The following is a 13432-nucleotide window of genomic DNA, read 5'->3' on the forward strand; positions in this document are numbered from 1 at the left end:
GAGAGGCGGCGACCGGCAGTGACTCATGGCATCCGTTCCGACACGCACACCCTTCACGTGGGTGAGCAGCGAGGCTGGCGGGACACCGCCACGCGGTACGCCCTCGTCCCGCTGCGGATCTTCCTCGGCATCACCTTCGTCTACGCCGGCATCGACAAGCTGACCGACAGCGCCTTCATGTCCGACTCGGGGACCGGCTCGCTGGGCGACACCTTGCGATCGGTCCGCGACTCCTCGGCCATCCCGGCCCTCGTCGACCTGGCCCTCAAAAGCCCTGTCGGTTTCGGCTACGCCATCGCCCTCGGTGAGCTCGCCGTCGGCATCGGCGTACTGCTCGGCCTGCTGACCCGCCTCGCCGCCCTGGGCGGTGCGCTGATATCGCTCAGCCTGTGGCTGACCATGAGCTGGGCCTCCGACCCGTACTACTACGGCAACGACCTGCCCTACATGTTCTGCTGGGTCCCCCTCGTCCTCGCCGGCGCCTCCGTTCTCTCCCTGGACGCCGTGCTCCACGCCCGCCGCAGGCAACGGACCCCGAACTACCGCTGATCCCACGCGGCTCCGCCGTCGCCACGACCGCCGGTTCGCCCCGCCGGCCGGACGGGCCTCACGGCCGCTACGGCAACCGGTGCCCTGTGCGCCCGGCAGCGGGCTCTGTACCCGGCAACGGCTCCGCGAGCCTGGCAACGGAACCTGATCGGCTGCCGTCCTGCCGTCCTGCCGCCTCGCCCCGCTATCCCGTCGCTCCCTCGGACCGTCAGACCGAGGGTTCCGAGGAGGCCGAGGAGGCCGAGGAGTCCGAGGCCCGCGTGCGGCCCCGTCGTCGGCGGCGCACCGCCCGGCCCGTCACCCCCGCCGCGCCCGCCAGGCACAGACCCCCTGCGACGATCGGGATGATCACGAACCACGGAGTGGTCCACCAGCCGCCCGCGTCACCCGCGTAGGTGATTCCGGCGGTCGTCAGGGCCAGCCCCGCTATCAGCCGGCCGGGCCAGAACTCATGACGCGGCACGGATGACCTCCACTTGTCCGGCGCCGACCCGCAGCCGCAGGTCGAACGAGCCCGCGTTCTTCTTCTCTTCACCGGCCGCCGGCTCCAGCCGGACCCGCGTGTGTTTGCGCGGTGCCACGTCCACGTCCTTGGAGGTGTCACCCGGCAACTGGATGTCGCCGATGCCCGCGTCGATGTCCAACCTGGCCACGACCCCCGGCGGCAGCACGATCCGGAGCCGGCCGATGCCCACTTCCGCGTCGGCACTGACCGTGCGGCCCTCGGCCGGGCGTATTCGGCTCAGGTCGAGCGTGCCCTCACCCGTGCCCAGGTCATAGCTCTTGCGAACCGTGGCGGCCGAGGCGGGGGACCAGGTCGTCCGTGCCCAATGGGTGCCGATGTCCTTGGGGAGCGCGGCCGACACGGCGAGGAGTGCCGCGGTGATCACCGCCAGGATGACCGAGCCCGCGCCCGTCCGCCCCGTGAAGGCGCTGAGGGCTATGCCCAGGCCGAACACCACGAGGGCGTAGGAGAGACCGATCTGCAGACTGGTGCCCAGGGGGTGGTCGTCCCAGGTCAGCCCCGTGCCCAGGCCTCCGGCCAGCAGGGCGAGCAGGAACACCCGGCCGCCCGTGCGGCGCGGTCCGCGCGGCCGGGGCCTCGGCGCCGGCGGTGTACCCGGGCGGAACGGATAGCCCTTGGCGATGTTCACCGCGGCCCGCACGTCCCGGTCGGGAACGTCCGACGGCCCCCACAGATACCCGGTGCCCCCCTCGTGCGTCCCGTCCTTGACGATCGGGTCCCGCCACCAGGAGGGGTAGGCCGTGGCCACCGGCGGTGCCGTGGCCTCCGGCGGTGCGTCGGCGGCGGCCTGGACCGCCAGGGGGTCGGGGGCCGGGGCGCCGCGCCGCCGGGACCAGTACCCGGCGCCGGCCAGGAGCAGGGAGAGAACGGTGGCGAAGGCCAGCACCGTGCCGTTGTTCAGCAGGGACAGGAAGACCCCGCAGCCGACCAGTGCGAACAGCACGGCGGCGAGCGCCGGGCCGTCGACCCGCCCCGTCATCAGCTTGCGCACTTCGTTCTCCTCCTCGTCCTCGAACGGGACGAGGAGCCAGACGAAGCCGTAGAAGATGAGGCCGAGGCCGCCGACCGCGGACAGCACCGCGAGACCCACTCGGAAGATCACCGGGTCCATGTCGCACTGCCGCCCCAGACCGGCGCACACCCCGCCCAGCATCTTGTACCGGCGGTCGCGGCGGAACCGCTGCGGCAGCTCGACGCCCGCGGCGTCCCCGGTGGCCGCGGGCTCCTCGTGCGCGCGCGGTTCCCCTCCGGGCCCGGGGTCGGGCCGCCCCGGCCCCGCCGGCGCGTGCTGCTGATCTGTCATGTGTCCATCGTCCCCGCAGCGGCGCCCCCGTGGCAGCAGGGATGACCCTGGCAGAACCCTGATATCCGGCCCTGGGAACCGGTGGCCGCGCATGTCGAGCGTCACCGGTGCGCCGCCGACCCCGGCCGCAAGATCACCCCGCGCCGGTCGCTGTTCCGGTCCTTGCGCCGGCCGCTGCCGCGCGACCCGAGCCGGAGGCCCGGGGCGTATCCCGTCGGGGCGAAGATCAGGGGAGTCTCGGGGGCCGACCCTGATGCCCGGGGCCGCCTGCCGTGTGACCATCGATGGCATGCCGGAAGCCGCCGCAGCGCCACTCGCTCCTCCGCGGCCCCCGCGCAAGCTCTACCGCAGCAGTGACGGACGCTGGCTGGGCGGGGTGGCGCGAGGGCTCGCCGGACACCTCGGCCTGCCCGTCGTGTGGGTCCGGCTGGTGTTCGCGGGCCTGTTCATGGCGGACGGCCTGGGCGCCCTGCTCTACGCCGCCTTCTGGTTCTTCGTGCCGCTCGGCGTCGGCGGGGTGAACGACCGTCGGCCCCTTTCCCTGGTCGGCACCGAGACCTCGCCCGACGGCCGGCGCAGACTCGTGGCCCGTAAACCGGACAAGGGCCAGATCGTCGCGCTGCTCCTCATGGTCGTCGTGGCGATGGTCTTCGTCGGCAACGTCAACCTCGGTGACGGGGCCAAGGCCTACCTGTGGCCGGCCGTCCTGGTCGGCGCGGGCGTCGCTCTGGTCTGGCGTCAGGCGGACAACGCGCGGCGGGCACGCTGGGCAGAGGTCGGCCGCCGTCGGCGCACCCTCACCCTGCTCCGCTCCGCCGCCGGCGTCCTGCTGGTCACCGCAGGGGTCTCCGCCATCTTCGTCCTGCAGGGCTCCGCCGCACACCTCGGCTCCGTCCTCCAGGCGGCCCTCGCGGTCCTGGTCGGCATCACGCTCCTCGCCGGTCCGTACCTCATTCGTATGACACAGGACCTTTCCGAGGAGCGTCTGATGCGCATCCGTGCCCAGGAACGCGCGGAGGTCGCCGCCCACGTCCACGACTCGGTGCTGCACACCCTGACCCTGATCCAGCGCAACGCGGAGAACGTGGGTGAGGTCCGCCGCCTCGCCCGCGCCCAGGAGCGCGACCTGCGCGCCTGGCTCTACAGACCCGAGGGCACCGGCAAGGACAAGGACGAGGGACCCGACACCCTCGCCGAGGCGGTCCGGCGGCACGCGGCCGAGGTCGAGGACAAGCACGGCGTCCCCATAGAGGTCGTCGTGGTCGGCGACTGCCCGCTCGACGAACGCGTCGGCCCGCAGATGCAGGCCGCGAGGGAAGCCATGGTGAACGCCGCCAAGTACGGTGGCGACGGCGGTCCGGTCCAGGTGTACGCCGAAGTCGAGGGCAGGACGGTCTTCGTGTCCGTCCGTGACCGAGGCCCCGGCTTCGATCTCGACGCGATACCCGCCGACCGCATGGGAGTCAGACAATCGATCATCGGCCGCATGGAACGCAACGGCGGCACGGCGCGGCTGCGCGCGGTGCCCGACGGCGGCACGGAGGTCGAGCTGGAGATGGAGAGGGCGGAGAAGACGTCATGAGCGACGCGAACGGCGCGACCGGAGCGGCCCGGCCGGAACCGGAGGGCGCGAGCGGGGGCGCGGTCGGACGCCGGGTGCGCGTCGTCCTCGTCGACGACCACCGCATGTTCCGCACGGGCGTGCAGGCCGAGATCGGGCAGACGGAGACCACCGGGGTGGAGGTCGTCGGCGAGGCAGCGGACGTCGACCAGGCGGTCAGCGTCATCACCGCCACCCGGCCGGAGGTCGTCCTCCTCGACGTCCACCTGCCGGGCGGCGGCGGGGTCGAGGTGCTGCGCCGCTGCGCACCCCTGATGGCGGACGCCGCGCAGCCCGTGCGATTCCTGGCCCTGTCCGTCTCGGACGCGGCGGAGGACGTGATCGGGGTGATCCGCGGCGGCGCCCGCGGCTACGTCACCAAGACGATCACCGGTTCCGACCTCGTCGCTTCCGTCTTCCGGGTCCAGGAGGGCGACGCGGTCTTCTCCCCGCGCCTGGCGGGGTTCGTCCTCGACGCCTTCGCCTCCACGGACGCCCCGCCGGTCGACGAGGACCTCGACCGCCTCACCCAGCGTGAACGCGAGGTCCTGCGCCTCATCGCCCGCGGCTACGCCTACAAGGAGATCGCCAAGCAGCTGTACATCTCGGTGAAGACGGTCGAGTCCCATGTCTCGGCGGTGCTCCGCAAGCTGCAGCTCTCCAACCGGCACGAGCTGACCCGCTGGGCGACGGCCCGCCGACTGGTGTGACCCCGGCCGCCGGCGGCGGTGCCCCCGGTGGCTGCGGCCCCGGCGGTGGCCCCCCGGCCAGGGACGCAGGCCGACGCGGCACCCATCGGGCCGGTGGGTCGCTCGCCGCATGCCCTCGGGGCCGGGGAGCCATGGGGCGATGAAGCGGTGGACCACCCCGGCCGGCCGGGGTGGAGCACGGCCCGATTAGGCTCCGGGCCCATGGACGTACTCATCCACCTCTTCGTCGGGCTGCACATCATCGGTATCGCCGCGCTGCTGGGCGGGTTCCTCACCCAGGTGAAGGCGATGGGCCGCGGCACCGCCCGGTTCGTGCCGGGCATGCTGCACGGCGCACTGACGATGCTGGTCACGGGTGCGGTCCTGGTGGGGCTCAACCAGGCGGACGACCACTCGGTCGACACCGTCAAGATCGGCACCAAGCTCGCGCTGCTGATCGTGATCCTGGGCCTGGTCTACGTCAAGCGGGACGAGGAAGCGGTCGACAAGCGGCTGTTCGGGCTGGTCGGCCTGTTGACCACGGTGAACATCTTCATCGCGGTCCTGTGGACCTGACCGTCCGCAGAGTGCCCACGGCGGCGCCCGCGTGACGGCCAGGCACCCCGGCACCGCGATCCACAGCAGTATGTACCCCGGGCATCCGCAGCCACCCCGCCCCCAGGGCCGGCGCGGCGGACAGCGGCGCCACCGCCGTCATGCCCAGGGGGAACGTGGTGGACCGGCGCCGCACGTCGTCACGCGGGCGCGGCCACTTCAACTCCGCGGCCCACAGCACCACGTACCAGACGAGGGCCGGCACCAGCAGGGTGATCGTCATGGAGCGCAGTACGGTCTGGTCGTCGTCGCTCCACAGGTACGAGAGCCCCTTGCCGGCCTTGAGCAGTTCGGCCCCGGCCAGCGCGGAGATCGCGAGCGCACCGCCCGCCGCCCACTGGTCGCCACAGCCCCGGGCGACCTGTCGCCAGTCGAAGAAGTACCACCCCGCGGCGTACAGGGCGAGCCCCAGCCAGAAGAACACCAGCGCCACATGGGCCGGCCAGGGTGTGCGCACCACGCGGGCCGGGGTCGCGCCGAGCACGGCGGGCCCCTGCGTCGCCACACGGCCCAGGAACACCGCGCCGGGCATGCGGCGCCGCCATCTCCGTACGACCAGGAACAGCAGCACCGGCCACAGCACCACGGCGAGGGCGAGCAGCGCCTCCGCCAGGGGCTGCCGCCCCAGGGCGGAGAACCGCGACCCCAGCACGGTCGTCGCCGCCCCGGCGCTCAGGGCGGCCGGGTTCCCCGGGTCCGTCAGCCACCGCCGCGGATGCCGCGACAGCCGTACGACGAAGTCGGCGGCCGGCCCCAGCCAGGTCACGACGGCGACGTCCAGGGCGATGCGGGACAGCACGTCGTAGCCGGCCAGGTCCAGCCCGACCGAGAGGATGCCCGTCGTCATCACGGCGGCCCCCGCGGCGGGTGGGCGCCGCGCCCATCAGGTGAGAAGCGCGGGAACGACCGTCGCGGGCCCTGGGGGCGGGGAGCTGCCTGCCATGCGTCCGATGCTGGGAAGGTCCGTCCCGTTGGGGCCCGGGGCACGCGCGCCACCCGTGCGAATGACCACCACGCGTCGGCAGAGGGCCCGCGTGCGGGAGGCGCGGCGAGCGCCCCGCGCACGAGCCGAGCCCGGGCCAGCGTCACCCGCGACGCCCGCGCCGAGCCCGTAAGCGTCGCCCGCGCACGTTAGGCTTCCGGCGTGTTCGATTCGCCCGACTTGGACCTGGCGCCGTACGCGGAGGTCGACGCGGAACGGCTGGTGCGCCGCACGTACTGCAGTTGGGAGGCGTCCTCCTGGCGGTCCCTGCTGGTGCAGTGCTTCACGCACGCCCGGGAGGCAGAGCGGCTCGAACTGCCCGGAACGTCCGACCTGCACCTCGTGCTCTGCACCCACGGGGACGCCGTCATGCGGACCGGCACGGGCGGCGGCAGGACGGTACGGCGGCGCTGGATCCCCGGCCGCCTGGAACTCATGGTCCCCGGCCGGCCGACCACGCGCGGCTACCGCACGGCGTCGACGCTGCGGACGACACAGGTGCACATCCCGCGCGCGACCGTCGACCGGACGGCGGCGCAACTGGGCGTCGGGGAACCGGACTTCGAGGCGCTGGCCGCACATCTCGGCGAGGGCGACTCGGCCGTCGAACATGTCGTGCGCGCACTGCCGGCCGCTGCGGGCGCGAGCGACCTGTACGCGGAGTCCGCCGCCTCCTTCCTCACGACGCACCTGCTGACCCGGGGCCGGGGCGGGACTCCCCCCGGGCCCGAACGCGCGGCCGTCCGCGCGGGCATCGCCGTCATGCGGGAGCGCCTGGCCGATCCGCTCACCCTCGCGGACCTCGCCGCCGAGGTCCACCTGAGCGTCTACCACTTCATCCGCGTCTTCCGCGACGCCACCGGCGAGACGCCCCACCGGTACCTCACCCGGCTGCGGATCGAACGGGCGCGGCACCTGCTCGCCGGTACCACCCTCACCGTCGGTCAGATCGCGGAGCGCTGCGGGTTCTCCGGCCCCGGCGCCCTGTCCGCGGCCTTCCTCGCCCACACCGGAGTCCGGCCCTCCGTGTACCGCAAGAACGCGTGACCGGGAAGGCAATCGCGCGCATGTCGCCTACCGTCACGTCTTCCTAGCCTGGCGACATGCCTCATAGCTACAGGGTGACGTCCCACTCGCACGCGACCCCCGGTGCCGTCTTCTCGCTGCTCGTCCGGGGAGGGACGTGGCCGTCGTGGTCGCCGATCGAAACGGTCGCGATCGAGGGCGGCGGGGATCCCGACGACCCGCAGAAGGTGGGGGACATCAGGGTGTTCCGGACCGGCCGGGCGACCTCCAGGGAGCCGATCGTCGAACTCGTCGCCGACCGGAGGTTCGTCTACGAGAACCTGGGCGGCCCCTTCCGTTCCTACCGCGGCGTCATCGAACTCACCGAGGCCCCACGGGGCGGCACCGACCTCACCTGGTCGGGGACCTTCACGCCGAAGGTCCCCCTCACCGGCCGCTTCCTGCGGCGGTATCTGACCGGCTACATGCAGCGGATGGCCGACGGACTGGCGCGGTACGCCGGCCGTTCCGACTCCTCGACGAGCCGCTAGGCGAGCCGTATGACGCCGCGGACCGCCGCCTCACCGTCGAAGTACACGGACTCCTCCCGTACGTACGCGCCCGGACGCGGGGCGTGGATCATCATGCCGTTGCCCGTGTAGATGCCCACGTGGCCGAGGTCGTCGTAGAAGAAGACCAGGTCACCGGGGTGGGCCGCGGCGAGTGGCACGGTCGTGCCGCACCGGGCCTGCTCGGCGGGCGACCGCGGCAGCAGGAATCCGGCGGCCTTCCAGGCGGCCTGGACGAGGCCGGCGGCGTCGTACGAACCGGGGCCGGTCGCGCCCATGACGTACGGCCGCCCGGTCTGCGCCCGGGCGAACGCGGCGGCGGTCGCGGCCTTGTCCGCGGCGAGGGTGCCCGCCGCGGCGGGGGCGGGCGTGGTGGCGCCGGGGGAGGAGAGTCCCGAGTGGCTCGCGGGAGGGAGGCCGCCCGTGGTGCCTGTGGCCGGGATGCCGGCCGTGGTGCCTACGGCCGGGATGCTGCCCGTGCTTTCGATGGTCGGGAGCGAGTCGCCACTGCCCGCGGGCGCGTACGTGCCGGCGCCCGCGGCGGCCGGGAAGGTCACGGTGAGGCCGGTGGCGGGAAGCGGCCCGGGACCGCCGCCGGTGGCCGCGTATGAGCCGACACCGCCGATGCCGGGGAGGCCGCCGGTGGTGCCCGGGGCGGAGAATGAGCCGATGCCGTCCGTGGCCGGGAAGCTGCCGGTGCTGCTCACGCCGGGGAAGGCTCCGGTGCCGTTCGCGGCGGGATACGCGGGGGCGCCCTCCGCCGCCGGGAAGGCTCCGGTGCCGTTCGTGGCCGGATAGGGGTCGGGGGCCGTCGGGTGGGCGTTGCCCGTGCCGAGGCCCGCTACGGCCGGGTACGCGCCCGTGCCGCCCGCGCCCGGGAACGCTCCGGCGCCGTCGCCCGTGGGGTACGGACCGGTGTTGCCGATGGCCGGGAAGGCCCCCGTGCCGTCCACGGCCGGGAAGCCGCCGTCAACCGCGGGGAAGCCGCCTGTGTTGTCCACCGCCGCCGGGTAGGCACCCGTGCCGTCCATCCCGGGGTAGGAGTAGGCAGTGCCGAGGGCCGGGAAGGAACCGGTGCCGTCCGCGGGAGGGAACGGCTGGGAGGCGCCCGCCCCCGCCATGGAACCCATGGAACCCATGGAACCCGTGGAACTCATGGAACCCATGCCGCTCACCGCCGGGAAAGCCCCGGTGTCCGTGCCCGGGTACGCGCCGGAGCCGTCGAAGCCCGGGTAGGCGGCCGCGCCGGCGCCCATGGCCGGGAACGAACCCGTGTTCTCCACGCCCGGATACGCGCCCGTAGTGCCGACCGCCGGGAACGACCCGGTGGCGCCCACGGTCGGAAAGGAGCCGGTGCTGTCGACGGCCGGGAAGGAGCCCGTGCCGCCCACGGCCGGGAAGGCATCCGTGCCGCTCGTGCCCGCGTACGCCCCGGACGGCATTCCCTGTCCCGGTCCCGGGGCGAGCTCGGCCGTGGGGGAGGAGAACGTCCACGACTGCGACTGCGACTGGGGCTGCGCCTGGGGCGCGCTCTCCAGTGCCGCACGCGGGGCGCCGGTCCGTTGCGACAGCAGTACGCGCGCTGCGGCGAGCTTCCGCTGCGTCGCCTCCTTGGACGTCCGCGGCGACCGCTGCGGCGCCGCGCTCGGCGAGGCGGGCTTCCTGGGCGCCGGCAGTGCCGGCAGCTCCCGTCCCGAAGTGCCCGGCCCGAGGGCCGGGGTCTCGCGGGCGGCACCCAGCGCCGGGGCGCCCGGCCTCCGCCGCCGCTTCTCCGTCGCGGCCACCAGTTCGGCGACGGTCCTGTCGATCGACGACTGGCGCAGGCCCTGCGGTCGCCGGTCCCCCGGGCGCTGCGCGGACCGACCGGGTGCCGGACGGTCCGGTCGCCGGTCGGCCGGCAGCACCGCCGCGACGGACGGGCCGAGTTTCGCGCGCGCCGTGTCGAGCCACTGCGTGCGCTTGGCGGCCTCCGCGGCGGGCCCCGACCGCTGCCGCTCCTTGGCGGCCAGGACGCGCGTCGCGTTGTAGGTCTCCGTGGCCGTCTCGACCCGTTGGTACAGGCTGTCGATCCGCTGCTGGACCTCCGCGTGGCTCGGTCCCGGCGGCTCGGCCTCGGGCGCGACATCCCCTGCCGGGGAGAACAGGGCCATGGGGTCCACGGCCATGGGATTCGGGGCCATGGGTTCCAGGGCCCGCGACGCTCGCGCGGGCGTACCCGGTCCTGCGGGGACCGCGGGAAACGCGGCGCGCGCACCGGCAGGGAGCGGTTTCTGGTCCGACGCCAAGGGAGGCGACTCCTTCCGTGCTCCGCCTACCGGGTTAGCTGTCGGATTCGGGCGGATGATTCCGGAAGGACTGCCCTACGGCCCGTACGCGCGGGGCGGTTGGGCCGATTCACCCCAGGTCTCGGTTGGGTCCCCGGCTCCGGCTGCCCGCGGGGGCGGGCCGGACTCGGCGGAGGCCGCGCGGCCCGGCGACGTTCGCCGGTTGCGTCGAGCGGCCTGTCGGCACCGTAGCCAACGTGTGTGTCTCGTGTGAAGGTCGGAGTGCGTTATGTCCGATACATTTTTGTGACCTTCGCGTGAGGATCCGGTTGCCGTCGACGGTTCCGGCCAACCTGCGTAATCGTTCCGTCAGTTGCCCGTCCACCGGCCCGTTCCGTCGCCGCCGCCCGGCCACCAGCGGTGATCGCGCCGAGACGGCGTCCGGGCGACCGACCGGACGGTCTGAAGCCCGGCCGCCGTGGTGGGCACCGTCGCCCGGCTGAGAGCTTCGTCACGCGGGCCGCCCCGGCGCCCCGGGGTTCCCTACGGAGTTTCCGAGGGGGAGGCCGGTTGTCGGTGGGGCGCCCTAGACTCGGGATGCGATGAGCAGCCTCTTTGACGACAGCTTCCTGGCGGACCTCCAGGCCCCGCGGGCCCACGGTGAGGAACCCCCGCCACCGCCCGAGGACGAGCACGTACCGGAGCCGATTCCGGACGATCTGTTCGGCGGGAAGTTCGACGTGCCCCCGGACAGGTGGCAGGCCGGAGCGGGGGGCTCCGGCGAGGCCGGAGCCGGAGGCGGGTACTACCGCAACGGCGCCCTCCGCCCCGTCCTGGACGCGGCGGCCCTCCTGGACGGGCTGAACGAGAACCAGCGCGCGGCCGTCGTGCACGCCGGCTCCCCCCTGCTCATCGTCGCCGGCGCCGGCTCCGGCAAGACCCGCGTGCTCACCCACCGCATCGCGCACCTGCTGGCCGAGCGCGGCGTCCACCCCGGCCAGATCCTCGCCATCACCTTCACCAACAAGGCCGCGGGCGAGATGAAGGAGCGCGTCGAGCAGCTCGTCGGCCCGCGCGCGCACGCGATGTGGGTGATGACGTTCCACAGCGCCTGCGTCCGCATCCTGCGCCGGGAGAGCAAGCGGCTCGGCTTCACCTCGTCCTTCTCGATCTACGACGCCGCCGACTCCAAGCGTCTGATGGCCCTCGTCTGTCGTGACCTGGACCTCGACCCCAAGCGCTTCCCGCCGAAGTCCTTCAGCGCCAAGATCAGCAACCTGAAGAACGAGCTGATCGACGAGGAGGACTTCGCGGCGCAGGCCGCCGACGGCTTCGAGAAGACGGTCGCCCAGGCCTACGCGCTCTACCAGTCGCGGCTGCGCGAGGCCAACGCGCTGGACTTCGACGACCTGATCATGACGACGGTCAACCTGCTGCGTGCCTTCCCGGACGTCGCCGAGCACTACCGCCGCCGCTTCCGGCACGTCCTGGTCGACGAGTACCAGGACACCAACCACGCCCAGTACGCCCTCGTGCGCGAACTGGTCGGCACCTCCGAGCACCCGGTCGACGTGCCGCCGGAGGCCCAGGTGCCGCCCGCCGAGCTGTGCGTCGTCGGTGACGCCGACCAGTCGATCTACGCCTTCCGCGGCGCGACGATCCGCAACATCCTCCAGTTCGAGGAGGACTACCCGGACGCGACGACGATCCTGCTGGAGCAGAACTACCGTTCCACGCAGACGATCCTGTCCGCCGCCAACGCGGTCATCGAGCGCAACGAGTCCCGCCGCCCGAAGAACCTGTGGACCAACGCGGGCTCGGGCGCGCAGATCACCGGCTACGTCGCCGACACCGAGCACGACGAGGCCCAGTTCGTCGCCGACGAGATAGACCGTCTCACGGACGCGGGCGAGGCCAAGGCGGGCGACGTCGCCGTCTTCTACCGCACCAACGCCCAGTCCCGTGTCTTCGAAGAGGTGTTCATCCGCGTCGGTCTGCCCTACAAGGTCGTCGGCGGTGTTCGCTTCTACGAGCGCAAGGAGGTCCGGGACGTTCTGGCCTACCTGCGGGTCCTCGCCAACCCCGAGGACTCCGTTCCGCTGCGCCGGATCCTCAACGTGCCCAAGCGGGGAATCGGCGAGCGCGCCGAGGCGATGATCGACGCCCTCGCGCAGCGCGAGCGGATCAGTTTCGCGCAGGCGCTGCGGCGCGTCGACGAGGCGTACGGCATGGCGGCCCGCTCCACCAACGCCGTCAAGCGGTTCAACGTACTGATGGAGGAACTGCGCACGGTCGTCGAGTCCGGCGCGGGCCCGGCGACGGTCCTGGAGGCCATCCTCGAACGCACCGGCTACCTGGCCGAGTTGCAGGCGTCGACGGACCCGCAGGACGAGACCCGGATCGAGAACCTCCAGGAACTCGCCGCCGTCGCCCTGGAGTTCGAGCAGGAGCGGGGCGCCGGGGCCGGGGCCGAGGACACGGCCGGGACGGGGACCGGGGGCGGGCAGGCGGCACCGGACGCCGCCACGGCGGCCGGGCCCGGGGACGGGGGAGCCGAGGGCGCGGACGCGGCGGCCGGGGATGCCGGGGCCGCAGCGGTTCCCGCGGCCGCGGCTGCTCCCGCTGCTCCCGGCGCCACCCTCGCCGACTTCCTCGAACAGGTCGCCCTGGTCGCCGACTCCGACCAGATCCCGGACGAGGAGGAGGACGGCTCGGGCGTCATCACCCTGATGACCCTGCACACCGCCAAGGGCCTGGAGTTCCCGGTCGTCTTCCTCACCGGCATGGAGGACGGCGTCTTCCCGCACATGCGCGCGCTCGGTCAGACCAAGGAGCTGGAGGAGGAGCGGCGACTGGCGTACGTGGGCATCACGCGCGCCCGGGAGAGGCTCTACCTGACCCGCGCGGCACTGCGCAGCGCATGGGGGCAGCCGTCGTACAACCCGCCCTCCCGTTTCCTGGAGGAGATCCCCGACCAGCACGTGCAGTGGAAGCGGACGGGGTCGGCCGGTGCGCCGGCCGCGGGCGGAAAGCCGGGGCGCGGCTCGGGCGTCGCGGCCTCGCTGTCGTCGTCGCTGTCCTCCTCGTTCCCGTCCCGGTCACGTTCCTCGGCGGCGGGCGCCGCCGGGTTCGCGACGGGCCGGGGCGGCGCGGGGGACAAGCCCGCGGTCGATCTGTCCGTCGGCGACCGTGTCACCCACGACCAGTTCGGCCTCGGCACGGTGGTCTCGGTCTCCGGGGCGGGCGCGAAGGCGGAGGCGACGATCGACTTCGGCGACCCCAAGCCGAAGCGGCTGCTGCTGCGGTACGCGCCGGTGGAGAAGCTGTAGG

The 13432-nt window shown here is 73.3% G+C and carries 11 protein-coding genes and 1 riboswitch; of the genes, 7 read left to right on the top strand and 4 right to left on the bottom strand.

Annotated features, from left to right (window positions below; all coding sequences use genetic code 11):
- The first annotated feature begins 18 nt into the window (after nucleotides 1-18).
- Entirely contained in the window at nucleotides 19-549 is a 531-nt protein-coding gene (locus QFZ64_RS21125; protein ID WP_307068007.1) for a DoxX family protein, read from the top strand.
- A 208-nt stretch (nucleotides 550-757) separates the two neighbouring features.
- On the opposite strand, the gene QFZ64_RS21130 is transcribed toward QFZ64_RS21125, so the two are convergent.
- Nucleotides 758-1012, bottom strand: a complete 255-nt coding sequence (locus QFZ64_RS21130) for a hypothetical protein (protein WP_307068008.1) — start codon at nucleotides 1010-1012, stop codon at nucleotides 758-760.
- The gene (locus tag QFZ64_RS21135; RefSeq protein ID WP_307068010.1) at nucleotides 999-2378 is read right to left on the bottom strand and encodes a PspC domain-containing protein; all 1380 of its coding nucleotides are present in this window, start codon (nucleotides 2376-2378) and stop codon (nucleotides 999-1001) included. The genes QFZ64_RS21130 and QFZ64_RS21135 overlap by 14 nt, the downstream gene beginning before the upstream one ends.
- 289 nt (nucleotides 2379-2667) lie before the next feature.
- On the opposite strand from QFZ64_RS21135, the gene QFZ64_RS21140 reads away from it, so the two are divergent.
- The 3 genes from QFZ64_RS21140 to QFZ64_RS21150 all read left to right on the top strand — a co-directional run bounded on the left by QFZ64_RS21140 (nucleotide 2668) and on the right by QFZ64_RS21150 (nucleotide 5243).
- Complete coding sequence (locus tag QFZ64_RS21140) at nucleotides 2668-3960, top strand: ATP-binding protein (protein ID WP_307068012.1); 1293 nt, start codon at nucleotides 2668-2670, stop codon at nucleotides 3958-3960.
- A complete protein-coding gene (locus QFZ64_RS21145) occupies nucleotides 3957-4688 on the top strand; it encodes a response regulator transcription factor (RefSeq protein WP_307068014.1) in 732 nt (243 codons plus the stop codon). The genes QFZ64_RS21140 and QFZ64_RS21145 overlap by 4 nt, the downstream gene beginning before the upstream one ends.
- A 201-nt stretch (nucleotides 4689-4889) precedes the next feature.
- On the top strand, nucleotides 4890-5243 hold the full coding sequence (locus QFZ64_RS21150) for a hypothetical protein (RefSeq protein ID WP_307068016.1): 354 nt from the start codon (nucleotides 4890-4892) through the stop codon (nucleotides 5241-5243).
- Here the strand turns inward: QFZ64_RS21150 and QFZ64_RS21155 are convergent.
- Nucleotides 5221-6129 (bottom strand): tellurite resistance/C4-dicarboxylate transporter family protein, encoded by a 909-nt coding sequence (locus QFZ64_RS21155; RefSeq protein WP_307068017.1) that lies wholly within the window; start codon nucleotides 6127-6129, stop codon nucleotides 5221-5223. The two genes, QFZ64_RS21150 and QFZ64_RS21155, sit on opposite strands and share 23 nt — an antisense overlap.
- A 297-nt stretch (nucleotides 6130-6426) precedes the next feature.
- Here QFZ64_RS21155 and QFZ64_RS21160 point away from each other — a divergent pair, with 297 nt between their 5' ends.
- Nucleotides 6427-7311, top strand: coding sequence for a helix-turn-helix domain-containing protein (locus QFZ64_RS21160; protein ID WP_307068019.1), 885 nt, complete (start codon nucleotides 6427-6429; stop codon nucleotides 7309-7311).
- Nucleotides 7312-7367: 56 nt separating this feature from the next.
- On the top strand, nucleotides 7368-7820 hold the full coding sequence (locus QFZ64_RS21165) for an SRPBCC family protein (RefSeq protein WP_307068021.1): 453 nt from the start codon (nucleotides 7368-7370) through the stop codon (nucleotides 7818-7820).
- Here QFZ64_RS21165 and QFZ64_RS35390 read toward each other — a convergent pair.
- Complete coding sequence (locus tag QFZ64_RS35390) at nucleotides 7817-10018, bottom strand: NlpC/P60 family protein (protein ID WP_373430641.1); 2202 nt, start codon at nucleotides 10016-10018, stop codon at nucleotides 7817-7819. The two genes, QFZ64_RS21165 and QFZ64_RS35390, sit on opposite strands and share 4 nt — an antisense overlap.
- Before the next feature lie 113 nt (nucleotides 10019-10131).
- A riboswitch (cyclic di-AMP (ydaO/yuaA leader) is annotated at nucleotides 10132-10305 on the bottom strand.
- Nucleotides 10306-10704: 399 nt separating this feature from the next.
- Here QFZ64_RS35390 and QFZ64_RS21175 point away from each other — a divergent pair.
- Nucleotides 10705-13431 (top strand): ATP-dependent DNA helicase, encoded by a 2727-nt coding sequence (locus tag QFZ64_RS21175; protein WP_307068023.1) that lies wholly within the window; start codon nucleotides 10705-10707, stop codon nucleotides 13429-13431.
- The last annotated feature ends 1 nt before the right edge of the window (nucleotide 13432 follow it).

Origin of the sequence: Streptomyces sp. B3I8, from assembly GCF_030816915.1 — a bacterium.
Lineage (GTDB): Bacteria > Actinomycetota > Actinomycetes > Streptomycetales > Streptomycetaceae > Streptomyces.